The 22,747-nt window shown below is 36.6% G+C and carries 21 protein-coding genes; 3 read left to right on the forward strand and 18 right to left on the reverse strand.

Annotated features, from left to right (window positions below; genetic code table 11):
* Nucleotides 1–73: 73 nt before the first annotated feature.
* The 10 genes from hisIE to C8C84_RS03970 all read right to left on the reverse strand — a co-directional run bounded on the left by hisIE (nucleotide 74) and on the right by C8C84_RS03970 (nucleotide 10,397).
* A complete protein-coding gene (gene hisIE / locus C8C84_RS03925; protein ID WP_121312291.1) occupies nucleotides 74–667 on the reverse strand; it encodes a bifunctional phosphoribosyl-AMP cyclohydrolase/phosphoribosyl-ATP diphosphatase HisIE in 594 nt (197 codons plus the stop codon).
* Nucleotides 664–1,416 carry an imidazole glycerol phosphate synthase subunit HisF gene (hisF, locus tag C8C84_RS03930; protein ID WP_121312292.1) on the reverse strand — a complete coding sequence of 251 codons (753 nt, stop codon included), beginning with the start codon at nucleotides 1,414–1,416 and terminating at the stop codon, nucleotides 664–666. Before hisF ends, hisIE begins: the two co-directional genes overlap by 4 nt.
* Complete coding sequence (hisA, locus tag C8C84_RS03935) at nucleotides 1,410–2,123, reverse strand: 1-(5-phosphoribosyl)-5-[(5-phosphoribosylamino)methylideneamino]imidazole-4-carboxamide isomerase (protein WP_121312293.1); 714 nt, start codon at nucleotides 2,121–2,123, stop codon at nucleotides 1,410–1,412. Before hisA ends, hisF begins: the two co-directional genes overlap by 7 nt.
* A complete protein-coding gene (gene hisH / locus C8C84_RS03940) occupies nucleotides 2,120–2,698 on the reverse strand; it encodes an imidazole glycerol phosphate synthase subunit HisH (protein ID WP_121312294.1) in 579 nt (192 codons plus the stop codon). The genes hisA and hisH overlap by 4 nt, the downstream gene beginning before the upstream one ends.
* Nucleotides 2,695–3,786, reverse strand: coding sequence for a bifunctional histidinol-phosphatase/imidazoleglycerol-phosphate dehydratase HisB (gene hisB / locus C8C84_RS03945; RefSeq protein WP_121312295.1), 1,092 nt, complete (start codon nucleotides 3,784–3,786; stop codon nucleotides 2,695–2,697). The genes hisH and hisB overlap by 4 nt, the downstream gene beginning before the upstream one ends.
* The gene (hisC, locus tag C8C84_RS03950) at nucleotides 3,783–4,796 is read right to left on the reverse strand and encodes a histidinol-phosphate transaminase (protein WP_121312296.1); all 1,014 of its coding nucleotides are present in this window, start codon (nucleotides 4,794–4,796) and stop codon (nucleotides 3,783–3,785) included. The genes hisB and hisC overlap by 4 nt, the downstream gene beginning before the upstream one ends.
* Complete coding sequence (hisD, locus tag C8C84_RS03955) at nucleotides 4,789–6,078, reverse strand: histidinol dehydrogenase (RefSeq protein ID WP_121312297.1); 1,290 nt, start codon at nucleotides 6,076–6,078, stop codon at nucleotides 4,789–4,791. Before hisD ends, hisC begins: the two co-directional genes overlap by 8 nt.
* A gap of 15 nt (nucleotides 6,079–6,093) precedes the next feature.
* Nucleotides 6,094–6,951 carry an ATP phosphoribosyltransferase gene (hisG, locus tag C8C84_RS03960; protein ID WP_121312298.1) on the reverse strand — a complete coding sequence of 286 codons (858 nt, stop codon included), beginning with the start codon at nucleotides 6,949–6,951 and terminating at the stop codon, nucleotides 6,094–6,096.
* A gap of 258 nt (nucleotides 6,952–7,209) precedes the next feature.
* Entirely contained in the window at nucleotides 7,210–8,349 is a 1,140-nt protein-coding gene (locus tag C8C84_RS03965) for a lycopene cyclase family protein (RefSeq protein ID WP_121312299.1), read from the reverse strand.
* Nucleotides 8,349–10,397, reverse strand: a complete 2,049-nt coding sequence (locus tag C8C84_RS03970; protein WP_121312300.1) for a TonB-dependent siderophore receptor — start codon at nucleotides 10,395–10,397, stop codon at nucleotides 8,349–8,351. The genes C8C84_RS03965 and C8C84_RS03970 overlap by 1 nt, the downstream gene beginning before the upstream one ends.
* Nucleotides 10,398–10,482: 85 nt before the next feature.
* Here C8C84_RS03970 and C8C84_RS03975 point away from each other — a divergent pair, with 85 nt between their 5' ends.
* On the forward strand, nucleotides 10,483–11,130 hold the full coding sequence (locus C8C84_RS03975) for a metal-dependent transcriptional regulator (RefSeq protein WP_121312301.1): 648 nt from the start codon (nucleotides 10,483–10,485) through the stop codon (nucleotides 11,128–11,130).
* A 2-nt stretch (nucleotides 11,131–11,132) separates the two neighbouring features.
* The gene (locus C8C84_RS03980) at nucleotides 11,133–11,951 is read left to right on the forward strand and encodes a ZIP family metal transporter (RefSeq protein ID WP_121312302.1); all 819 of its coding nucleotides are present in this window, start codon (nucleotides 11,133–11,135) and stop codon (nucleotides 11,949–11,951) included.
* Here the strand turns inward: C8C84_RS03980 and C8C84_RS03985 are convergent.
* The 4 genes from C8C84_RS03985 to C8C84_RS04000 form a co-directional block, all read right to left on the reverse strand.
* Entirely contained in the window at nucleotides 11,948–12,073 is a 126-nt protein-coding gene (locus tag C8C84_RS03985) for a FeoB-associated Cys-rich membrane protein (protein ID WP_121312303.1), read from the reverse strand. The genes C8C84_RS03980 and C8C84_RS03985 overlap by 4 nt on opposite strands.
* 1 nt (nucleotide 12,074) lies before the next feature.
* The gene (gene feoB, locus C8C84_RS03990) at nucleotides 12,075–14,180 is read right to left on the reverse strand and encodes a ferrous iron transport protein B (protein ID WP_121312304.1); all 2,106 of its coding nucleotides are present in this window, start codon (nucleotides 14,178–14,180) and stop codon (nucleotides 12,075–12,077) included.
* 6 nt (nucleotides 14,181–14,186) lie between these two features.
* Nucleotides 14,187–14,423 (reverse strand): FeoA family protein, encoded by a 237-nt coding sequence (locus tag C8C84_RS03995; RefSeq protein ID WP_121312305.1) that lies wholly within the window; start codon nucleotides 14,421–14,423, stop codon nucleotides 14,187–14,189.
* A gap of 74 nt (nucleotides 14,424–14,497) precedes the next feature.
* A complete protein-coding gene (locus C8C84_RS04000) occupies nucleotides 14,498–15,172 on the reverse strand; it encodes an SCO family protein (protein WP_121312306.1) in 675 nt (224 codons plus the stop codon).
* 140 nt (nucleotides 15,173–15,312) lie between these two features.
* On the opposite strand from C8C84_RS04000, the gene C8C84_RS04005 reads away from it, so the two are divergent.
* Entirely contained in the window at nucleotides 15,313–17,364 is a 2,052-nt protein-coding gene (locus C8C84_RS04005; protein WP_121312307.1) for a M13 family metallopeptidase, read from the forward strand.
* Nucleotides 17,365–17,426: 62 nt separating this feature from the next.
* Here C8C84_RS04005 and C8C84_RS04010 read toward each other — a convergent pair whose 3' ends face one another.
* The 4 genes from C8C84_RS04010 to C8C84_RS04025 form a co-directional block, all read right to left on the reverse strand.
* Nucleotides 17,427–18,236, reverse strand: a complete 810-nt coding sequence (locus C8C84_RS04010) for an SDR family oxidoreductase (protein ID WP_121312308.1) — start codon at nucleotides 18,234–18,236, stop codon at nucleotides 17,427–17,429.
* Nucleotides 18,236–20,623: a M28 family peptidase gene (locus C8C84_RS04015; protein ID WP_233549717.1), complete on the reverse strand. Its 2,388-nt coding sequence runs from the start codon at nucleotides 20,621–20,623 to the stop codon at nucleotides 18,236–18,238. The genes C8C84_RS04010 and C8C84_RS04015 overlap by 1 nt, the downstream gene beginning before the upstream one ends.
* A gap of 76 nt (nucleotides 20,624–20,699) precedes the next feature.
* Nucleotides 20,700–21,050: a DUF2116 family Zn-ribbon domain-containing protein gene (locus tag C8C84_RS04020; RefSeq protein WP_121312309.1), complete on the reverse strand. Its 351-nt coding sequence runs from the start codon at nucleotides 21,048–21,050 to the stop codon at nucleotides 20,700–20,702.
* Between the two features lie 22 nt (nucleotides 21,051–21,072).
* On the reverse strand, nucleotides 21,073–22,599 hold the full coding sequence (locus tag C8C84_RS04025; RefSeq protein ID WP_121312310.1) for a bifunctional GNAT family N-acetyltransferase/carbon-nitrogen hydrolase family protein: 1,527 nt from the start codon (nucleotides 22,597–22,599) through the stop codon (nucleotides 21,073–21,075).
* Between the last annotated feature and the right edge of the window lie 148 nt (nucleotides 22,600–22,747).

Raw genomic sequence — 22,747 nt, forward strand, 5'->3', positions numbered from 1 at the left:
ATGAGAATTCTGAAGGGAAGTTTTAAAGAAATGATAAAGATTTGTTATTGTTTGATAGTCTAAAAATCCGATTTTATTTATTCTTCATTCGGTCTTTTAAAATGGTTTCTACTTTTTCTAAACTAAAGCCTTTTGCTTTGAGCAATATTAAATAGTGAAACAGTAAATCAGCGGCTTCATTCAAGAACAAATCAGCATTGTCATCTTTGGCTTCTATGACCAATTCGACTGCTTCTTCGCCAACTTTTTGAGCAATTTTATTGAGGCCTTTTTGGAAAAGTGATGTGACATAAGATTCTGAACTTGGGATTGAAATACGTTCTTCAATGACTTTTTCCAACTCATTTAGAAAAGAAATTTGAGGTTCATTGTCAAAACAAGAAGTAGTTCCATTGTGACACGTTGGTCCGTTTGGAATCACTTTAATCAGTAATGCATCTTGGTCGCAATCATCTTTTATGGAAACTACTTTTAGAAAATTTCCAGAAGTTTCGCCTTTGGTCCACAACCTGTTTTTACTTCGACTGAAAAAGGTCACAATGTTTTCATCTTGTGTTTTTTGGAATGCGTCTTCGTTCATGTAACCTAGCATCAACACTTGTTCCGTTTGGTTGTCCTGAATAATCGTTGGAATTAATCCGTTATATTTAGAGAAATCTAAGGTCATCTGATGGGTATGTTTTTAGTTTTTAAAATGTTTTTTAAAGTTGAAATCGGGACTTCGTTAAAGTGGAAAATACTGGCGGCTAATCCGGCGCTGACTTCGGTTTTAGTGAATAAATCGATAAAGTCTTTTGCATTTCCAGCGCCACCAGAAGCAATTATTGGAATAGAAACCGCTTCACTTATAGCATTGGTGATGTCTAATGCAAATCCGTTTTTGGAACCATCATTGTTCATAGACGTAATTAGTAATTCTCCAGCTCCTAATTCTTCGACTTTTTTTGCCCAATCGATGGCTAAAATTCCTGTGGATTCTGTTCCACCTTTTATGAAAACAAACCAATCGTTTTCCACTTTTTTGATGTCGATGGCAACCACTAAACTCTGACTTCCAAAAGCATCTGAAATTTGGGTAATCAACTCAGGATTCAAAACGGCAGCCGAATTAATACTTACTTTATCCGCACCGGATTGCAATAGTAATCGCGCCTCTTCAACCGATTGAATGCCGCCGCCAACGGTGAAGGGAATATTAATTTCTTTTGACAATTGCGTGACCATTTCCGCTAAGGTTTTTCGCTTTTCCAAGGTCGCGCTGATGTCTAAAAGTACTAACTCATCCGCTCCGTTTTTAGAATAAAATGAAGCCAATTCTACTGGATTTCCGGCATATTTTAGTGCCAAAAATTGTACACCTTTCACGACTCGTCCGTCTTTAATATCCAAACACGGAATGATTCTTTTCTTTAACATAATTCGCGTAAGTTTTCAATTTTTATTGTGCCTTCGTATAATGCTTTTCCGATGATGGCACCTTCGCATCCGATGGTTTTCAATAGTTCTAAATCCGAAATAGTTGTCACGCCGCCACTCGCAATTAAATTCACTTTGGTCTTTTCTAAAATGACCGAATACAATTCATTAGAAGTACCTTGAAGCATGCCGTCTTTTGAGATGTCGGTACAAATCACAATTGAAATTCCTTTGGAAACATAATCAGAAATATACTCCACGACATCAATTTCTGAAGTTTCTAACCAACCTTGAGTGGCAATTTTTCGGTTCAAACAATCGGCGCCTAAAATGATTTTATTACTTCCAAATTCAGTCAACCAATTTAAAAATTCGGTTGGATTTTTAGATGCAATGCTTCCGCCCGTAACTTGATTGGCTCCGTTTTCAAAAGCGATTTCGAGGTCTTTTCTTTGTTTTAATCCACCACCAAAATCGATTTTCAAATTGGTTTTTGTTGCAATTTGATACAATACTTTATGGTTGATAATCTGGTTCGATTTTGCTCCATCCAAATCCACTAAATGTAAATATTGGAAGCCGTTGTCTTCAAAATATTTGGCTACTTCCAATGGATTTTCATTGTAAATTTTTTGCGTGGCATAATCGCCTTTGGTCAATCGGACGCATTTTCCGTTGATGATGTCTATGGCTGGAATGATTCTCATAATTTTAAAAAGTTTAGTAAAAGTTGCTCGCCAACACGAGATGATTTTTCAGGATGAAATTGTGTGGCGTAAAAATTATCCTTTTGCATCGATGCACTAAACGGAACGATATAATCGCAAATGGCTGTTGTTTCTTTACTGATTTCGACGTAGTAACTGTGTACAAAATAGAAATTTTCATCTGCTGAAATTCCGTAATATAATTCAGAGTTTAACTGTGAAATGTTGTTCCAACCCATGTGTGGCACTTTCAATTTGGGTTCGAATTTTTTAACTGTTGCTTCGAAAATTCCTAAACATTCTGTGTTTCCTTCTTCAGAAAATTGACATAATAATTGTTGCCCGAGACATATTCCTAAAACCGGTTGTCTAAGGTTTTTGATTACTTGGTCCAAACCTTTTTCTTTCAAATACTTCATTGCCGAACTTGCTTCGCCCACACCAGGAAAAATTACTTTTTCAGCTTGTTTCAAAATCGTTTCATCATCGGTTACGACACATGAATACCCCAATCGTTCGATGGCATTTTTCACAGAAGTAATGTTGCCTGCGTTGTATTTTACTAATGCTATCATAATATTCCTTTGGTGCTTGGTATGCCGTTAGTTCCGTCTTTTTGAACCGCCATTTTTATTGCTTTGGCGAACGCTTTGAAAATTGATTCTATTTTGTGGTGCTCGTTTTCGCCTTCACTTTTGATGTTTAAATTGCATTTGGCACCATCACAAAACGATTTAAAAAAGTGTGAAAACATTTCGGTTGGCATTTCTCCGATTTTTTCTCGGTTGAATTTCGCATCCCAAACCAACCATGAACGACCACCAAAATCCAATGCAACTTGCGACAAACAATCGTCCATCGGAAGTAAAAAACCGTAACGCGTAATGCCTTTTTTAGAACCCAAAGCTTGCGCAAAAACGTCGCCCAAAGCTATTCCGACATCTTCAATAGTATGGTGTTCATCAACATACAAATCGCCTTCTACGTTGATGTTTAAATCTATATTTCCGTGTTTGACAATTTGGTCGAGCATATGATCGAAAAATCCTAAACCGGTTTTGATGTTGCTTTTTCCGTTTCCATCTAAGTTAATTTCAATTGCAATTTCGGTTTCTTTTGTTGTTCGAATTAATTTTCCAACGCGAGGTTGTTCCTTTAAAAATTGATAGATTTTTTCCCAAGAAGTCGTTGATAAAATCGCTCGTTCATTGGCTGTAGCTGAAATAAAAATCGCCTGACTTCCTAAATTTTCTGCTAGTTGAATATCAGTAACTCTATCTCCAATTACGAAGGAATTTTTTAAATCGTAATTGCCTTTGATGTACTGTTGCAATAACGCAGTTCCAGGTTTTCGTGTTGGCAAATTTTGCTCTGGAAATGACACATCAATAATCACATCCGAAAATTGAATTCCTTCGTTTTCGAACGCTTTTATCATTTTATTTTGAGCTGGCCAAAAGGTATTTTCTGGAAACGAATTAGTTCCCATTCCATCTTGATTTGTTACCATGACCAACTCATAATCTAATTCTTTGGCAATGCGTGATAAATACTGAAAAACCTGCGGATAAAATTCCAATTTTTCCAAACTATCGACTTGAAAATCTATCGGTGGTTCGATGATTAACGTGCCATCTCTGTCTATAAATAAAGCTTTTTTCATGATGTGACTAATTGTAATGCGTAGACTAATTGTTGATTTTCTCTTGGAGTTCCGATGGTAATTCGAATCGTATTTTCAACTACCGAACTTCGGTTTCGTGTGATGATTTGTTGTTCGATTAAACTATTGTAAATGGCGGTTGCATTTTCCATTTCGACTAATAAAAAATTAGCTTCTGACGGATAAATTTTGGTTACAAAATCTAAAGCCAAAAGGGATTTCTTAAGCAATTTCCGTTCGGATTTTATCAGTTGTACATTCGATTTGAAAGTAGCTTCATCGGCAAGTGATTTTACCGCAGCTTCTTGATTCAATTGACTCACATTATATGGCGGTTTTACCTTATTCATCACCGAAATGATGTTTTCATCTGCATAAGCAATTCCGATGCGAACTGCTGCCAAACCTCGAGCTTTACTAAACGTTTGTGAAATAATTAAATTAGAATATTGTTTGATTTTAGAAACTAAAGAAGGTTGTTCACTAAAGTCGATGTAAGCTTCGTCTAAAAACACAATGCCGTTGAAGTTTTCAATGATGTATTCCAGATTTTCTAAATAATTTCCAGTCGGATTGTTGGGCGAACATAAATACAAAACTTTAGCCTTTTGCTCCAAAATAGCTTCAGTATTCAATTGAAATTCTTTGGTAAGCGGAATTGAAATGATTTCAAGATTATTGATGTTCGCATAGACTTCATACATCCCATAAGTTGGTGGACAAAGGATGATTTTGTCTTGATTTGGTTCGCAAAAAACACGTTGTACTAAATCGATGATTTCGTCGCTTCCGTTACCGATTAAAATGTTTTCAATAGCTACTTTCTTTTGACTGCTCAAAATTTGTTTCAAGCGCCATTGGTATGGATCGGGATAGCGGTTTAAGTTGCCATACGGATTTTCATTGGCATCCAAAAAGACGCCTTGATTGCTTTTGTATTCATCTCTCGCGCTCGAATACGGCGTTAACGAAAGAATGTTTTTCCGAATTAAATTAGAGATATTATCCATTTTGTAATTTTTTTAATCGGATGGAAACCGCGTTTTTGTGGGCATCTAGTTGTTCGGCTGCAGCCATGAGTTCAATCGTTGAGCCAAGGTTTTGTATGCCTTTGGAAGTCAATTTTTGAAACGTGATTTTTTTGACAAAACTGTCTAACGAAACGCCGCTGTAATTCTTCGCATAACCATTAGTTGGTAACGTGTGATTGGTTCCGCTGGCGTAATCTCCGGCGCTTTCACAACTGTAATTGCCAATAAAAACCGAACCGGCATTTTCGATGAATTCAATTTTATTTTCGGCATCTTTTATAGCCAAAATCAAATGCTCTGGTGCGTAAAAATTACTGAACTCGATTCCGGTTTGAATACTATCGAAAACCAAAGCACGACTGTTTTCTAAAGCTTTTTCTACAACGGATTGTCGAGGTAAAAGTGCTATTTGACTTTCAATGGCTGCTGCCACTTTCGAAACAATTTCCTCTGAATGGGTTACTAAAATTACCTGGCTATCGCCACCGTGTTCAGCTTGCGAAAGCAAATCGGAAGCAACAAATTCAGGGTCGCAAATGTCATCGGCAATGACCAATAATTCACTTGGTCCGGCAGGCAAATCGATGGCTAAACCCAATTGTTGTGCGTATTGTTTGGCCGCTGTGACGTATTGATTTCCGGGACCGAAGAGCTTGTCGACTTTCGGAATTTCATCGGTTCCAAAGGTCATAGCGGCAATCGCTTGGATGCCGCCGACGTTATACATTTGAGTTACACCGGTCAATTGCGCAGCATACAAAATAGCTGGATTGATATTGCCGTTCTTATCTGGTGGCGAACACAGAATTATGTTTTTGCAACCAGCAATTTTAGCCGGAATGGCTAACATCAATACAGTAGAAAAAAGCGGTGCTGTTCCGCCGGGAATGTAAATGCCAATTGTTTCAATGGCGCGACTTTCTCTCCAGCAAAAAACACCCGAAGTGGTTTCGATTTTGGTTGGAATTTCTTTTTGAGAACTGTGAAATTTCGAAATATTATTAGCTGCAACTTGAATTGCTTTTTTTAATTCGATTGGAATTTCGGCTATAGCTTTTTCTATTTCTGCAGTTGATATGGCTATATTTTTAATAGAAATGCCATCGAAATAATTGGTGTACTTTTTTACGGCAGCCGAACCATTTTTTTCAATGTCGTTAAAAATGGATTTTACGGTTTCGTTTAAATCGGCTGTCGCTACAGTTTGTCTTTTGGACAATTCATTCCATTGTTCAGGATTTGGATTTATGTAAGTTTTCATATTTGTTAAATTGAATTATCGAATCATTTTTTCTATCGGAATAATTAAAATTCCTTCAGCACCGAGATTTTTGAGTTGTTCTATGATTTCCCAATAATCGTCTTCTCGGATGACCGAATGCAAACTGCTCCAATCTTTGTTGACCAACGGTAAAATGGTTGGTGATTTCATACCCGGAAGTAAAGAACAGATGTTGTCGATGGCTGAATTCGGAGCATTTAATAAAATATATTTATTCTGTTTGCCTTCGCGAACCGATTGGATTCGGAATAGTAATTTGTTGAGAATGGCTTGGATTTCTTGCGTCAGATTTGGATTGGCAATTAGAACGGCTTCGCTTTTAGTAACGGTTTCGACTTCTTTCAAACCATTCATCAAAAGTGTACTTCCGGTGCTGACAATATCGAACACGGCATCGGCTAAACCAATGCTGGTGGCAATTTCAACACTTCCGCTGATTTCTTCGATAAAAACATTAATGTCCTTTTTGGCAAAAAAATCAATTAGGATTTTAGGATAACTGGTCGCGATTCGTTTGCCTTCAAAATAATTCAAATCGGTGTAGATTTCGTCTTTCGGAATGGCCAATGACATGCGGCAACCGGCAAAACCTAATTGCTGAATCACATTTACTTCTTTGCCTTTTTCCCAGACTTCATTTTCGCCTAAGATGCCTATATCGGCAACGCCTTGTTCCACGTACTGCGGAATATCATCATCGCGCAGGAATAGGATTTCGACCGGAAAATTTTGTGCAACGGCTTTGAGTTTTCGTTCACCATTGGAAATTTTGATACCACATTCTTCCAGCAGTTGGAGTGATTTTTCGCTTAGTCGGCCACTTTTTTGAACAGCAATTTTTAAAGTACTCATTTTTTAATTGTGAATAAAAGCTGAGTATATCGCGAAGTGTATAAATACAAAAAACCCGTCTTGATATACTCAGACGGGTTTTTAATTATGTTTTTGGATTAGCTACAATACATCATTAACTCGCCTGGTTGCAAGAATGATGATGATGTAATTGAGCAATAATCGTGTTCATTGTTTTATTTTGATGCAGCAAAACTAGCCATAACTTTCTGAAGAAACATTGCTTTTTATAAAGTTTAACATTTGTTCATTTTCGCATTACCGAATAATTCTTCTCAGCAAAGCCTTGATAAAAAGACCTTTCGGGCATTTCCAAATGACTTGCAAATCTTCCCAAAACGTAGTTTCTTCATCTAAGAACTTGAAGATAACAGTGGCATTTCCTTTTTCAAACATCGCTGAAAATATGGTGGAACCTAAATGATTTTTTTGGTCCAAAATATCTAAAAGAAGCAAATCATAAAACCAAAATTTATCAGTTTTATGAAATTTAGTTAAGTCATTTTCTTTGGATAGAAATTGCACTAAGGCTTTTGATTTTTTGACAGTGTTTTTTAAAGTATAACCTGTGCTGGCTTTTGTCCAACCGCCGGCAGAACCAATGTTGAGAATGTTTTTTGAATTATGTTGCCAAAACGGATAACATGTCATCGGGATATTGCCTTGTTCTTTTTCGATTAATTCGTACTCCGTAATGCCAAGTTTTTCAATGTAGTTTTTGATTTCGGTTTCGTATTCTGCTGCCGACAATAAATCTTTGGAGAACAAAGTATATTCTAATAACGCTTCTGTTTCCGAAGTTGGTAACACGTACATAAATCTTGTATTGCCTTTTTGCTCAATTGAAAAATCCATGAATGTAGCGCAATCGGGATTGAAAGCAGCTTCCTTGCTTTTGATAAACCAACCGATAAAATGTTGGTGTAAAAATGGATATTTGGTTTGGTTTTTAACCAATTCCGAATTGAAAATGGAGTTAAAAATTTGGTTACAAGTAAAACTCTCAGAATCGGTTTTGACTTCGCAACGATGTCTTAATTCTTGAAAATCGGTTACTCTTTGATTTAGAAAAGTAATGTTTTTTTCTTTGGAAATAATTTCAAAAACATGATTGTAAAAATCGAGTCCTTTGACCATTTTGTATTGGTAAGGATTCAGGTTTAGTTGTTTTTCAAAAGATTCGTTTTTAAACCAAGCGGTATTCCATTTGGCGGAAGCCAAATCATCGTATAAACCGTTATCATCCCAAAAACACCATGTTCGGTCGTTGGTTTTTTTTGAATTTTCGTCAATCAGAAGAATGGATTTGTCTTTGAACTTTCCGGAAAGTACCATTTCATAAACCGTCATCAAAGCGGATAAACCGGCGCCGGTAAAAATGTAATGGTAGTGTTTCATTAATATAGTGTATATCTCAATCCCAGAAAACCTCTGATGCCTTGATTTGGTGCATAAACATAACTCGGGTCAAAAGTCAGCGCATAAGGATTTGATGGTGTTGCCATCACATTTCCGTTGGCGTCGTAATCGACATTTTCGTCAAAAGGATCTTCTGCTCTGGCAATCAAAAACGGATTTCCTTTGTTGGGTGTCCAATTTAGAATGTTTTTGATTCCTCCGTAAAGCTCAAAATTACGGAATTTTTTATAAGTAAACTGGATGTTCTGCAAACTCCATGGTTTTGAATACTCATCTCTTGGATCAAGCGGTCCTAAAAGCGGTAATCGCATCGGGCCATAGAGATTTCCGGTATAGTCAATAGAGAGAAACCAATCGGGAATGTCGTAGGTTATGGCCCAATTCATACTGAATTTTTCCGTTAAAACCGGTTGCGTAGTGATGCCGTCTTTCATGTTTTTCGGATCCATAAAAGTAAAACCGATTAAGGCTTTTATTCCGTAAGGTGTTACCAAATCAACATTGCCGCTTACGCCAAGTGTTTCGGAATAACCATCGAGGTTTTGGTAAATAATTTGGTTCGGATTGGTGTCATAATCCGGTATGATTTGATTGGTGAAATAAGTATACCAAGTAGAAAATTCAAAACCCAAGAAAGTAGCATCGTCAAATCTGATTTTTTTGAGGTAATTGAAATTAATGTTATACGACTTTTCAGGATTTAAGTTTTCGGTTATTATCACCTCTCTTGAACCGGTTAAGGCGGCGTGTTCTTCAGTAAACAAATTGACAATTCGGAATCCCGTACCGGCGTTTATTCTGAAAACATCATTTTTGGTCGGGTTCCATTTGTACGCAATTCGCGGTGTAAAAATATTGCCGTGATTGTTGTTGTAATCATATCTGGCGCCTAGTAACAGATGGTGTTTTTCAGCCAGTTTTATTTCGTCTTGGATAAAAGTGCTGTAAATATTCGTTTTTTCAGCGGTAATTGTCGCCGCAGTATTGTCGTTGTAATATTGGTGTCGAATAGCAGCGCCAAAGAGCAAATTGTGGTTTTCTAGTTTTTTATCCCAAAGGTATTGTCCAAAGCCAATTTTTTGCTGTGCCAAATACAAAGTCGTTCCATAAACCGAATTTTGGTCATGAGAGGTAGCCGAAATAGAAATAAACATATCTTCTTTTACCGGCAATTGGTACTTGCTCAACAACTCAAATCTTGTAGTATAAATGCTTTCGCCATAAACTTCATTTCCGCCACGGTAACTTTTATTCCATTGCATTTCGCCGCCCCAACGGTCTTCATAAAAAATTCTTCCGGCCAGTGTGAATTCCTTTTGACTTTTTCGGATAAAATTCCATTTGTTAAAAATAGAGATTCTTTCTTGAAGCGTTACATCGGTAAAATTATCGTTGTTGTTGTCTATCGGGTTGTTATAATTGTAATAGTTCAATCCCAATAAAGATTTTGCGTTTTGTCCGACATTGGCTTTAAAACCCAAATCAATATTGTTTTCTAACCAAGAAGTTGAAAAGACGTCAGCGGAAAATAAGGGTGCATTTTTGGTTTTTTTGGTAATGATATTGATTAATCCGCCAACCGCTTCACTGCCATACAAACTCGACGCCGGACCTTTTATAATCTCTATTCTGTCAATCATCGAATTCGGAATTCCGGATAATCCGTAAACGGTTGACAATGCACTTACGATTGGCATTCCGTCAATAGTTACCATAGTATACGGACCTTCCAAGCCGTTGATGTGAATATCGCCGGTGTTACAAATATTGCAATTCAATTGTGGTCGAACGCCATTTACGTTTTGTAAAGCTTCAAATATATTGGACGTTGGATTTTTCTTCAAAAATGCACTTGTATAAACTTCTACCGGAACCGGAGTTTCCAAACGAGATACAGGTTTTAAAGTTCCAGAAATGACAATCTCTTCTAATGCTTCAGATTTTGAATTGATGGGAATCGTATCATTTACTTGAGCTGACAAGCCATTGAAAATCAAGATTATCGTTATTAAAGTAATATTTTTCATTAAAACAAAATAAAAATTTAGACAAAACTAAAAATTAATTTTAATTTATATTAAAAAAATAAAATATATTTGTAAAAAAGCGAATATGACCATTTCCGAAGAAAATTATATTAAAGTTATTTATCACTTGTCGTTGGTTTCTCCAAAAGGCGTAAATACAAACGCTATTGCCGGAATGTTAGAAACCAAAGCGTCTTCGGTAACCGATATGTTGAAGAAACTTTCTGAAAAAGATTTGGTTTCCTATCAAAAGTACCAAGGCGTAAATTTGACAGAGAATGGACTTCTTTCTGCCAAAATGATTGTTAGAAAACACCGTTTGTGGGAAGTTTTTTTGGTGGAGAAATTGGCTTTTAATTGGGATGAAGTTCACGAAATTGCGGAAGAATTGGAACATATAAAATCGGTAGCATTAATCAATAAATTAGATGCTTTTTTAGGTTTTCCTGCCTTTGATCCGCATGGTGATCCGATTCCGAATGAAAAAGGTGTGATTCAAAAGGTCAATAAATTATTGCTTTCGGAAGCCGAATTAGACCGAGAATATTATTGCATTGGCGTAAAGGATTCTTCTTCAGAGTTTTTAAAATATTTAGACAAACAAAAAATAGCTTTGGGTTCTGTTTTTAAAGTGATAGAAAAAGAAAGTTTTGATGATACTTTGACGGTTGAAGTCAATTCGCAAGAAAAAACAATTTCGAATAAAATAGCTAATAATTTATACGTTCAATAATTATGTACGAATCAATAATAGAATATTTTAGTAGTATTGACCCAATTTTGGCGGCTTTTTATGCCACGATGTTTACTTGGTTTTTAACTGCATTGGGTGCTTCGTTTGTATTCTTTTTTAAGAATATGAATCGAATAGTTCTTGACGGAATGCTTGGTTTTACAGGCGGTGTTATGATAGCGGCTAGTTTTTGGAGTTTGTTAGCACCAGCCATAGAAATGAGTAAAGGCGAAGGTTTTGTGAAAGTAATGCCGGCCGCCATTGGTTTTGGATTAGGAGCGCTTTTCATTTTTGGTTTAGACAAAATTTTACCGCATTTACACATCAATTTTCAAGAAACTGAAGGGGTAAAATCGCCTTGGCAACGAACAACTTTATTGGTTTTAGCGATTACAATGCATAACATTCCAGAAGGTTTGGCGGTTGGTGTGCTTTTTGGTGGTGTCGCCGCCGGAATTCCGGAAGCGTCAATTGCCGGAGCCGTTACTTTAGCCATTGGAATCGGAATTCAAAATTTCCCGGAAGGAATTGCAGTTTCCATGCCGTTGCGCCGAATGGGAATGAGTCGTTGGAAGAGTTTTATGTACGGACAATCTTCTGCTTTAGTAGAACCCATTGCAGGAGTTTTGGGCGCAGTGGCCGTTACTTTTTTTACACCATTATTGCCTTATGCCTTAGCTTTTGCAGCCGGTGCTATGATATTTGTAGTAGTAGAAGAAGTAATTCCGGAAACCCAACAAGATAAGAACACTGATATCGCAACTTTAGGGTTAATCGGCGGATTTATTGTTATGATGACTTTGGATGTTGCTTTGGGTTAATGACAACCACAATCGTCTTTGTCGCAACCTTTTTTGTTCTTCTTTTTCCCAATAAATTTTTGGGCTAAAAAGCCAATAGCGATTCCTAAAGCGATATAAACCAATATTTCTTGAATATTCATCTTATTTCAAAAATTGATACGCAATCAGCGCGGTTAAATAGGCAAAACCACTCATGAAAACCAATTGAATTATTGGCCATTTCCAACTGTTGGTTTCTTTTTTTACAATGGCCAAAGTACTGATGCATTGCATCGCAAAAGCATAAAAAAGCAATAACGAAACACCTGTGGCAAAGTTGAAAACTTTTCTTCCATCGGGATGAACTTCAGCTTTCATACGGTTTTTGATAGTGGTTTCTTCATCGCCATGACTTCCAACGCTGTAAATGGTTGCCAAAGTTCCAACAAAAACTTCACGAGCCGCAAACGAGCTTACCACAGCAATTCCGATTTTCCAGTCGTAACCCAAAGGTTCAATAATAGGTTCAATAGATTTTCCCATAATCCCGATATAAGAATTCTCGAGTTTATGCGAACTGATTTGGTCGTTTACATATTCTAAATCGTCTAGTCTATTCTCTAATTTAACTTTTTTAATCACCAAGCTTTCCGCATTGTCAAACCCTTTTTTTGGTCCGTGAGAACCCAAAAACCAAAGGATAACTGAAAGTGCTAAGATGATTTTTCCGGCGCCAAAAACAAAAGCTTTCGTTTTTTCAATTACGTTAATCGCCACGTTTTTAAACAGCGGTAATTTGTAACTTGGCATTTCAACCACGAAATACGATTTGGTTTTCAGTTTTAAAATTTTGTTCAAAATATAAGCTGAAAAAATCGCCATTCCGAAACCTAAAAGATACAACAACATTAAGGTTGCGCCTTGTAAACTAAAAATGCCTAACAATCTTTTTTCGGGAATGATTAAGGCTATCAAAATCGCATAAACGGGTAAACGTGCCGAACAAGTAATAAATGGCGTAACCAAAATGGTTATCAATCGCTCTTTCCAATTTTCAATATTTCGCGCACTCATAATCGCCGGAATGGCACAAGCTGTTCCCGAAATTAAAGGCACAACACTTTTTCCGGACAAGCCGTAACGGCGCATGATTTTGTCCATCAAAAAGACCACGCGACTCATATAGCCGCTTTCTTCCAGTACCGAAATAAAGAGGAATAGAAAAGCAATTTGCGGAATGAAAATAACTATACCGCCAATTCCGGGAATAATGCCTTCGCTGATTAAATTAGTGAATTCGCCACTCGGAAGATTGGTTTTAGCATAATTGGCCAAATTGGCAAAAGTACTATCAATAAATTCCATCGGAATGCTTGACCAATCAAAAATCGATTGGAAAATCAGCAATAAGATCCCAAAGAAAATAACGTATCCAAAGATTTTATGGGTTAATACTTTATCTAATTTGGAACGCAAATCAGAAGCGTTTTCGGTATCAATTTTCTGCCCGATTTTCAATGTATCATTGATAAATTGGTAACGCTTAATCGTCTCTTTTTGTTGCAAGCGTTTTAAATCGGAATGTGATTTGGCAAAAGAACTTTGGATTTCTTTTCGTTCCAAATTCAAGAAATTAACGTCCTGAGTAATTACCAGCCAAAGTTTGTACAACAATTGATCAGGGAAAGCGATTCGAAGTTTATTAAAATAATCCACATCAATGCTCGAAGCATTCAAACAAGGTTCAGTCGATATATTTTTATAGTCAACGATAGTTTTTTTCAGCTCGTCAATACCAATGCTTTTTCGCGTGCTGACCAAAACGATTTTCGTTTTTAACTTTTCTTCCAAATAAGGAATGTCAAGCGTTATGCCTTTCGCCTTCATTCGATCAGTCATGTTGATGACTAAAATGGTTGGAATTTCAAGGTCTTTTATTTGGGTAAAAAGTAAAAGGTTTCTTTTCAGATTTTCAACATCGGTTACCACAACTGCAACATCCGGAAAAAGCTTGTCTTTTTTGTTGAGTAATAATTCGATAACCACATTTTCATCAATGGAACTCGCATTCAAACTATACGTTCCCGGTAAATCAAGAATGTTGGCTTTGACATTATTGGGCAATTTGCAAAAACCGAGTTTTTTTTCAACGGTAATTCCGGGATAATTTCCAACCTGTTGGTTCAATCCTGTGAGTTGATTGAACACCGAAGTTTTCCCGGTATTCGGATTCCCAATAAGCGCTACGTTGATGTTTTGAATGCTCATTTTTGATTAATTGTCACGGATTTCGACTTCAATCTCATGAGCCGTTTCTTTTCTTATGGCCAAATGAGAACCGTTGTTCACGTTGATATAAATAGGATCGCCAAACGGTGCAATTTGAATAATCTCGATGTCATTATCCGGTAAACATCCCATTTCTAAAAGTTTTAGCGGGATTTTATCCAAATCAACATAAGTGATAACTGCTTTGTCTCCAATTTTTAATAAATCAACGGTAGTTTTCAATGCTTATTTAGATTGAATTAAGATTGCAAAAGTAGGCATAAAAAAAGAATACTAGGTGATAATTGTCAGTTTAACTAATTTTTATCGTCTTCCAATAACCAATTGATATCTTCAATTAATTTTTGAATGTCTTCTTTTTTGGTGCCGTCATAAAACCCACGAACACGTCTTTCGGCATCGACAAGGACAAAATTTTCGGTGTGAACCATATCGTATAGTTCATCGGGCTTGCCTAATTTAACAGCCAAATATGATTTTCGCGCCATACTGTAGATTTCTTTTTTGTCTCCGGTAACCAAGTTCCATTTAGAATCAACAACACCATGTTTTATGGCATATTTCTTCAAAACCGGAACACTGTCAATTTCAGGAGTTACACTGTGTGACAAGAGCATCACTTTTGGGTTATTCAAAAATGCTTTTTGAACATCAACCATATTTTTACTCATCACAGGACAAATAGAACCACAAGTAGTGAAGAAAAAATCGGCGACATATATTTTGCCTTCGTAGTCTTTTGGAGTAATTATTTTACCATTTTGATTGGTAAAAGAAAAGTCGGATATTTTATGGTATTTCTCTACAAATTGAACTGTGCTGTCAACCAATTCCGGATTTACATCGGCCGGATTGTATATAGGAAGTGTTTTACTTGGTTTTAAAACATTGTAAAAAAGCGAAACCGTTATGATAGAGAAGATGACAAAAGTGCCAATAAAGATTCGGTATTTTTTGAGAAAAGCAAGCATTATTTTTTTTTGACAAAAATACAAAAGCAAAACCAACGATTGTCGTTTTTGAGACTAATCAACACTTATAATTTTGTTAAAAGTGCATTTCTAAATTGAGAATCGATAAATTTGTGTAAACTAACAAAATTTCAATCTTTATGAAAAAGAAGACCATATCAAAAGCACTGCTTGCCACGGTATTATTGGCGGGTGTTTTGCAAATTAATGCACAGGAGAAAAAACCCGGAATCGACTTGTCTTTGATGGACAAATCGGTCAGACCAAATGATGATTTCTTCAATTTTGTTAATGGAACTTGGGTAAAAAATACTGAAATCCCGGCAGACAGAGTTCGTTGGGGTAGTTTTGATGAATTGCGTCAAAAAACAGATACCGATGCATTAGCCATTTTAGAAGAAGCTTCAAAAAATCCGGCATACAAATCAAATACCGATCAAGGGAAAGCCATCAATCTTTACAAATCGATTATGGATACCGTAGCTAGAAACAAAGCCGGAATTGCTCCGTTAAAACCTTATTTAGCCAAAATCAATGCCGTTAAAAACATAGCCGATCTGCAAAAGCTAATGGTTGAAATGGCACCTGAAGGCGGTATTGGATTCTTTGGCGTTGGTGTAGGAACCGATGCGAAAAACAGCAATAGAAATGTGGTGAATGTCGGTCCGGGTTCTTTAGGGCTGCCGGACAGAGATTATTATGTTTCCGAAGAAGCAGATTCTAAAGAAAAAAGAGCCAAATATGTAGCACACGTAACCAGAATGCTTCAACTTATTGGTGACAAACCGGATGTTGCTAAGAAAAATGCTGAGAAAATATTGGCTTTAGAAACCGCCATGTCTAAACCAAGATTAGACCGAGTAGAAAGAAGAGACCGAAGAAAAACGTATAACCCAATGACGGTAACCGATTTGCAAAAATTAACACCTTCTATCAATTGGGATGGCTATGTTACCGGAATCGGTTTGCCAAAAGTGGATTCTGTAATTGTGGCTCAACCAAGATACATGGAAGCTTTGCAAGGTATTTTTACCGAAAACAAAGTAGAAGATTGGAAAGCCTATATGCGTTGGACGTTGCTAAACGATGCGGCAAGTAAACTATCAACCACGATTGAAAAAGCCAATTGGGATTTTTACAGCAAAACATTAAGTGGCGCGGTAAAACAAAGACCGCTGAATGAAAGAGCGCTTCAAGTAATTAACGGAGCAACTGGTGAAGCTTTAGGGAAATTATATGTAGAAAAAATGTTTCCGGCTGAAGCCAAAATCAAAGCCGAAAAAATGATTAAAAATGTCATTAGAGCCTATGAAATCAGAATCAATAACTTGACTTGGATGTCACCAAAAACTAAATTAAGTGCTATCGAAAAGTTGAATAAAATGACCATTAAAATTGGCTATCCGGACAAATGGAAAGACTATTCGGCATTGACAGTGAAAAGTGTGGCTGAAGGCGGAACTTATTTTGACAATGCGATGAGTATTTCCAATTGGAACTTCAAAAGAAATATTGATAAATTAGGCAAACCGGTTGATAAAACCGAATGGGGAATGTCACCACAAACGGTAAATGCTTATTTTAATCCGTCTAATAATGAGATTGTATTTCCGGCGGCTATTTTACAACCCCCATTTTATGATTATAAAGCAGATGAAGCAGTTAATTATGGCGGAATTGGAGCAGTTATTGGTCATGAAATTTCACACGGATTTGACGATTCAGGATCAAGATATAATGCTGATGGGAATTTAGTAAATTGGTGGACAGACGAAGATTTGAAACAATTCACGGCTTTAGGGAATGCGTTGGCCGATCAGTATTCGGCTTTAGAACCGCTACCGGGAATCAAAGTGGACGGCAAATTTACTTTAGGGGAAAACATCGGAGATTTAGGCGGAATTAATGCAGCTTACGATGGTTTGCAATTGTATTTAAAAGAAAACGGCAATCCCGGATTGATTGACGGTTACACTCCGGAACAACGTTTGTTTATTTCATGGGCGACCATTTGGAGAAGCAAAATGCGTGACGAAGCCATTAAAAATCAAGTAAAAACCGATCCGCATTCACCGGGAATGTACCGAGCTTATGTGCCGTTGTTGAACTTGGAAACTTTCTACAAAGCGTTCGATATCAAACCGGGCGATGGCATGTATGTTGAACCGGATAAACGAGTAAAAATCTGGTAAGAATAAATCAAAAACCTCAAGAATAGCTTGAGGTTTTTTTTATTTTAATATAGTGACATTATTTAAATTGATAAGTTTTGATTTTGAAATTCGTAGCCTAAAATAACTTCAATTTTATCACTCAAAATAGTTTTCCCAACAGAAGGGTTACTTTCGTCAAATAAAGGCAATGGTAAATTAAGTCCCAATGCTTTTTTGGTATAATATTCTTTTCGTGTTGGATGAAAAGGACCAACGGCGTTAAAGGTTTCGCCAAAACAATTTTGCTCGATTATGTTTTCAATAATTCCAATGCAATCCACTTGATGAATCAAATTAATCGGCGCATCAGGATTTTTAAGGTTTTGCCTTCCGGCCAAAAGACGAATCGGATGTCGGTCTTTACCAATCAATCCGCCAAAACGAATGACTGTGGTTTTGAAGTTAGGATTACTTTGCAAAAGATTTTCAGCTTCCAATAATTGCTTCCCGCTTTCTGAATCGGGTTGTGGTTTTGTTTCTTCTGTAATAGTTGAATTGTCATCTGAATAAACCGAAGTTGAACTTACAAAAATCACTTTTTGTACACTATTTTTTTCTATAAATGGAATCAGACGCTCCATTTTGGCCACAAAATTTTCTGCAGTATTGCCTCTTAATTTAGGCGGAATATCAATGATTAAGATTTCTGAATTGGATAGAAATGAATCAATTTTACCGCTGATTTCGTTTTCGGATAACGCAATTTGGAAAGCGTCAATTCCGGTATTTTTCAATGTGGACATTTTTTCCAAAGAAGTCGTCGAACCTTTTACCGAAAATCCTTTTGATAATAAAGATTTTGCTAAAGGCAAACCCAACCAACCACAACCTAAAATACTAATTTTTTTCATTATCGTAAACTATCAACGGCAACGGTTAAACTATCTCTTTGAGTTGTTCTTCCAATCGGATAAGGTTTTGGATTGTCTTCTAAAACTGTTGAAGCTTTGACTTTTTGGCGAATAATTATAGCGTCATTTAAAACAAACGGTGTTGGCATCATCCAGTCTTTTCTTTTGGTAATCGTAAACAATGGATTGTTCATTAAATCAAACGAACTTTCCACCAAATTCAAATCCAGTTTTTGATTGGCTGCAATAGAAAATTCTAATTCTAATGGAAGATTATCAACTACATAATAACTTAGTAATTTCCCGCTGGATTTACTTGAAATATTGCTGCTAAAATCAATCGATTTTACGCCGTTGGCCTTAAAGTTATTGATGGTAATGTTATTGTTAGAGAAGATATCGTACCGATTTACTTTTCGGTTTGGCGTGATTTTGATTCGGTACAAACGTTGGTTGCCTTGTAAAGTATCACGCAGAAATTCAATAGTTGGTTTGGCGATGTTTTTGACTGGTGCTGTAGCCATGAAAGTATATTGTGAACCGTATTTGCTATACAGTTTATTGGTGTTTAAAATTGCTCCACTTTTCGGATTTTCGCCTAAATAGCTTTTCGTCCATTCGTCTAAATTGACATCATAAGTAGCCCAATGCGCTTTGTTTTGATCAGCATCTAATATATAAACCAAGCTGTTTGGTTTGGCTTTACCATAAGTGTAGCCTGAACCTTGATGCGCTTTGATAAATAATCCTATTGACAATAAAAAGAAGACCAATGACCAAATTCCTTTTCGTGGAAACGAACCAAAAACAGGTAACAATAAGCCAAAAGTTAAAACAGTCAAAATGGAACTGCCAAATAGGATTTTCAATCCCAAACCAATGGGGAACATTTGGATAAACGGCATAATAATAACAATGGTCGGAATCGCTAACAAACAATTGATTAACCAATTAGACTTTTGTGTCAACACAAAAATGCCCAACATCAAAGCACTCGAAAGCACCGGAATAATCAAAAATCCGGCTCCGGGTAATTGTAATGCGATGCCGATATTGATTAGTAACCAAATAAATAACGGTGCAATCATTTGGTTCATTTCCGGATTGCGTTTGCCGTTATTTTGGTAAAACAAAAAGCAAATCGCCAAAGTCAAACTTACAAAAGCGTAAATATAATCGTGACCGTTATAGGTAAATCCGTGAAGAATGTCTTGGTATTCGGGATAAAAATTGAGTAATAATTTCCAACCAACATAAGTCAACAAACCGGCGGTAATTAAGGAAGCCAAGAGCGGAATAAAACCTTTGATGATTTCGTCCATGCGTAAAACGTGTTTGCCCATTCCGATAAATAGGAACAAGAATACTAAACCGAATCCGATAATGACCATCGGCAAAATCCAACCAAAAGGATAACTCAAGAAACCAAAAGGAACACTGAAATAAACTTTATCATCGGTAGCATTCAGGTTTTTCAAATCCGCATTCGCAAAATGGTTCAATAGCGGAAACAAATAAGTGCCTTGATGTGCCAAGGTTTTTGGGTCTAAATGTTCGAATTTGTCTTGGGAAGTATGATAGTCATAATGGCCATCAATAAAAGCAAAATTAAAGCCTTGAATTTTTCCTTCTTCTCTAAAAACCGTCAAATCAGTATCATTCGGCAACATTTTGTAAATGCTGTACATCAACGAATTAGAAACCGGATATTGTGCTTTTCCATCGCTGAAAGCTTCGACCATTTTGGCATTCCCTTCATTGGTTTCCATTAACATATAACTGGGTCCGGAACTTCCTCTCGCTTCAAAATTTAAGACCAAACCAACTGCTGGAGCCCATTGATGTTGTGTTACGAAAAGCGCAGCACCATTCAATCCCAATTCTTCCGCATCACTAAAGAGAATGATAATGTCGTTTTTATGGGCTGTTTTATTGTGTAAAAAAGCACGAACACTTTCGATAATTGTTGCTACACCGGAAGCATCATCGCTCGCACCATGCGAAAATGAATGTGGCGCACTGTCGTAATGGGACAGTAATAATAGTGATTTGGAATTGGCAGTTCCTTTGATTTTGGCCAAAATATTTTTCGACTTCACCAAAGTGCCTTTTTCAGTCATCGTAAAACCTTCTTGAAGAGAAGTTTCTAAGCCTAAATTTTGCAATTCTTTTTGCAGATATTGCGCCACAACTTCATGGTTTTTAGAACCAACATAATGTGGTTTCAAGGTCATCGCTTTGACGGTTTGCAAAGCTCTTGTGGTAGAAAATTCGGAAAGTGGCGCTTCTGTTTTGTCGTAGTTTTGAGGCATCATAAAGTAAAATACGCCCGTAATAACAGCTACTAAAAAAAGAAAGCTTAGCAATGATGGTTGGTTGTTTTTCATTCTTGGCTAATTGTTTGTTCAGAACAAGAATTACAAATTCAAGCGGTAATTTCTCATTTTGTACAGGGTAAATTTACTAAATATCTTTTTTAACTAACACATAAAAATCATTGTCCAAAACCATATAACCTTGGTCATAAACAAAATGGTAAGTGTTTCCGGTTTTTGTGCTCAAAATATTGGTCAGATAATCAAAGTCGAACCCTTTGGTAAGTAGTTTGGTTTTTGTTGTTTTCGTCTTGCCTTCCACATTCAGCTCCGAAAGGATACGATAATTTTTGCGCAACTTGTTGTTAATGTTTCGCATATAATTGGTGCTGTCCTTGTTGATTTTGTTGTTGTAAGCATTGCGACAGCCATCACTACAGAACTTTTTGTCCTCGCGACCGACAATCTTTTCGCCACATTCTAAACAGTTTTTATGCATACGAATCCTTTTTAATGGAACATTATTTCAATTTTTTAATCTGATATAAATCGTGTCTTCTGTCTTTTAGAATTCGGACACTTCCGTGTTCATGGAGTTTTTTCAGCAAATCCAAATCAACATCCACAATCAAAGTCATTTCGGTATTTGGCGTGGCTTCTGCTTTTATTCCATTACTTGGAAAAGCAAAATCAGAAGGTGTAAAAACGGCTGTTTGCGCATATTGGATGTCCATGTTGTTTACTTTGGGTAAATTCCCAACGCATCCCGCTATCGCTACATAACATTCATTTTCGATGGCTCGGGCTTGTGCGCAAAGTTTTACACGAGTATAGCCGTTTTGGGTATCGGTTAGGAACGGAACAAATAAAATTTCCATGCCTTGGTCTGACATTAATCGGGATAATTCAGGAAATTCAACATCATAACAAATCATAATTCCAATTTTTCCGCAATCGGTATCAAAGGTTTTGATTTCGGATCCGCCTTTCATTCCCCAGTATTGCACTTCGTTTGGCGTGATGTGAATTTTAGTGTACATTTCAAATGTTCCGTCTCTTTTGCACAAAAATCCAACATTGTACAAAACGCCATCTTCTAAATAAGGCATGCTTCCTGTAATGATGTTGATGTTGTATGAAATGGCGAATTCTTGAAATCTTTTGCGAATCGGCTCACTGTAATTGGCAATTTCTCGGATAGCATCTGCTTCCGATAAATGATTGAAATCGGCCATCAAAGGTGCGATGAAGAGCTCCGGGAAAAGTGCAAAATCACTTCCGTAACCAGAAACAACGTCTATAAAAAATTCAGATTGTTCGAAAAGTGCTTCCAAATTGGCTAGCGGACGCATTTGCCATTGTACTAAACCAATCCGAATAACACTTTTTCTGGTGTTGATTAGTTTGGGACTTTTATCATAATAGATATTGTTCCATTCGAGTAAAACGGCAAATTCCTTTGAGCTTTTATCTCCTTCGAGATAATTTCGCATGATTTTGATTACGTGAAAATCATTGCTCAGTTGAAAGGAAAGTACGGGATCATAAATTTCTTTTTGGCGTACTTTATCGATATATATTTTTGGCGTAATCTCTTCGGAATATTTAGTGTAATTGGGAATTCGGCCTGCAAACATAATGGCTTTTAGGTTCAATTGTTCGCATAACTCTTTTCGGGTATCATATAAACGACGACCGAGGCGTAAACCTCTGTATTTTGGATGAATGAAAACATCAATACCATACAATACATCACCCAAAGGATCGTGCGTTGAAAAAGTATAGTTCCCAGTAATGTCAGCATAATTGTGTGTGCTGTTGGCCGTGTCTTCATTTACAATTAATGAAAGCGCAGAACCTACCACTTTGCCATCAACTAAAATCACTAATTGCCCTTCGGGGAAAATAGTCAAAAGTTTGTTGATATGATGTTCTTTCCAATAGGCGTTTTCCAACTCGCTATAGGCTTCCATCATTGATTTTTTTAATTCTTTGTAATCTTCGATGCGTAAATTTCGCAGTTCAACTTTGTTTATTTCAGTTTGCATAAAAACCTAATTTTGATAAAGGTAGGTAAATTAATTCCCGTTTACAAACGTTTACAAACAATTACAACCGAAAGTAAACGGTAAGAAACCGACTAATTTTTTCTAACCGTCACAACTTTGCCTTGTTGATTTGAAACAACAGTCAACA

The sequence above is a fragment of the Flavobacterium sp. 102 genome, assembly GCF_003634615.1.
Taxonomy (GTDB): domain Bacteria; phylum Bacteroidota; class Bacteroidia; order Flavobacteriales; family Flavobacteriaceae; genus Flavobacterium.

What these genes read in the sequence shown, in the direction of transcription:
- hisIE (WP_121312291.1), bottom strand. Translation starts at nt 667, where the DNA reads ATGACCTTAGATTTCTCTAAATATAACGGATTAATTCCAACGATTATT.
- hisF (WP_121312292.1), bottom strand. Translation starts at nt 1,416, where the DNA reads ATGTTAAAGAAAAGAATCATTCCGTGTTTGGATATTAAAGACGGACGA.
- hisA (WP_121312293.1), bottom strand. Translation starts at nt 2,123, where the DNA reads ATGAGAATCATTCCAGCCATAGACATCATCAACGGAAAATGCGTCCGA.
- hisH (WP_121312294.1), bottom strand. Translation starts at nt 2,698, where the DNA reads ATGATAGCATTAGTAAAATACAACGCAGGCAACATTACTTCTGTGAAA.
- hisB (WP_121312295.1), bottom strand. Translation starts at nt 3,786, where the DNA reads ATGAAAAAAGCTTTATTTATAGACAGAGATGGCACGTTAATCATCGAA.
- hisC (WP_121312296.1), bottom strand. Translation starts at nt 4,796, where the DNA reads ATGGATAATATCTCTAATTTAATTCGGAAAAACATTCTTTCGTTAACG.
- hisD (WP_121312297.1), bottom strand. Translation starts at nt 6,078, where the DNA reads ATGAAAACTTACATAAATCCAAATCCTGAACAATGGAATGAATTGTCC.
- hisG (WP_121312298.1), bottom strand. Translation starts at nt 6,951, where the DNA reads ATGAGTACTTTAAAAATTGCTGTTCAAAAAAGTGGCCGACTAAGCGAA.
- C8C84_RS03965 (WP_121312299.1), bottom strand. Translation starts at nt 8,349, where the DNA reads ATGAAACACTACCATTACATTTTTACCGGCGCCGGTTTATCCGCTTTG.
- C8C84_RS03970 (WP_121312300.1), bottom strand. Translation starts at nt 10,397, where the DNA reads ATGAAAAATATTACTTTAATAACGATAATCTTGATTTTCAATGGCTTG.
- C8C84_RS03975 (WP_121312301.1), top strand. Translation starts at nt 10,483, where the DNA reads ATGACCATTTCCGAAGAAAATTATATTAAAGTTATTTATCACTTGTCG.
- C8C84_RS03980 (WP_121312302.1), top strand. Translation starts at nt 11,133, where the DNA reads ATGTACGAATCAATAATAGAATATTTTAGTAGTATTGACCCAATTTTG.
- C8C84_RS03985 (WP_121312303.1), bottom strand. Translation starts at nt 12,073, where the DNA reads ATGAATATTCAAGAAATATTGGTTTATATCGCTTTAGGAATCGCTATT.
- feoB (WP_121312304.1), bottom strand. Translation starts at nt 14,180, where the DNA reads ATGAGCATTCAAAACATCAACGTAGCGCTTATTGGGAATCCGAATACC.
- C8C84_RS04000 (WP_121312306.1), bottom strand. Translation starts at nt 15,172, where the DNA reads ATGCTTGCTTTTCTCAAAAAATACCGAATCTTTATTGGCACTTTTGTC.
- C8C84_RS04005 (WP_121312307.1), top strand. Translation starts at nt 15,313, where the DNA reads ATGAAAAAGAAGACCATATCAAAAGCACTGCTTGCCACGGTATTATTG.
- C8C84_RS04010 (WP_121312308.1), bottom strand. Translation starts at nt 18,236, where the DNA reads ATGAAAAAAATTAGTATTTTAGGTTGTGGTTGGTTGGGTTTGCCTTTA.
- C8C84_RS04015 (WP_233549717.1), bottom strand. Translation starts at nt 20,623, where the DNA reads ATGAAAAACAACCAACCATCATTGCTAAGCTTTCTTTTTTTAGTAGCT.
- C8C84_RS04020 (WP_121312309.1), bottom strand. Translation starts at nt 21,050, where the DNA reads ATGCATAAAAACTGTTTAGAATGTGGCGAAAAGATTGTCGGTCGCGAG.
- C8C84_RS04025 (WP_121312310.1), bottom strand. Translation starts at nt 22,599, where the DNA reads ATGCAAACTGAAATAAACAAAGTTGAACTGCGAAATTTACGCATCGAA.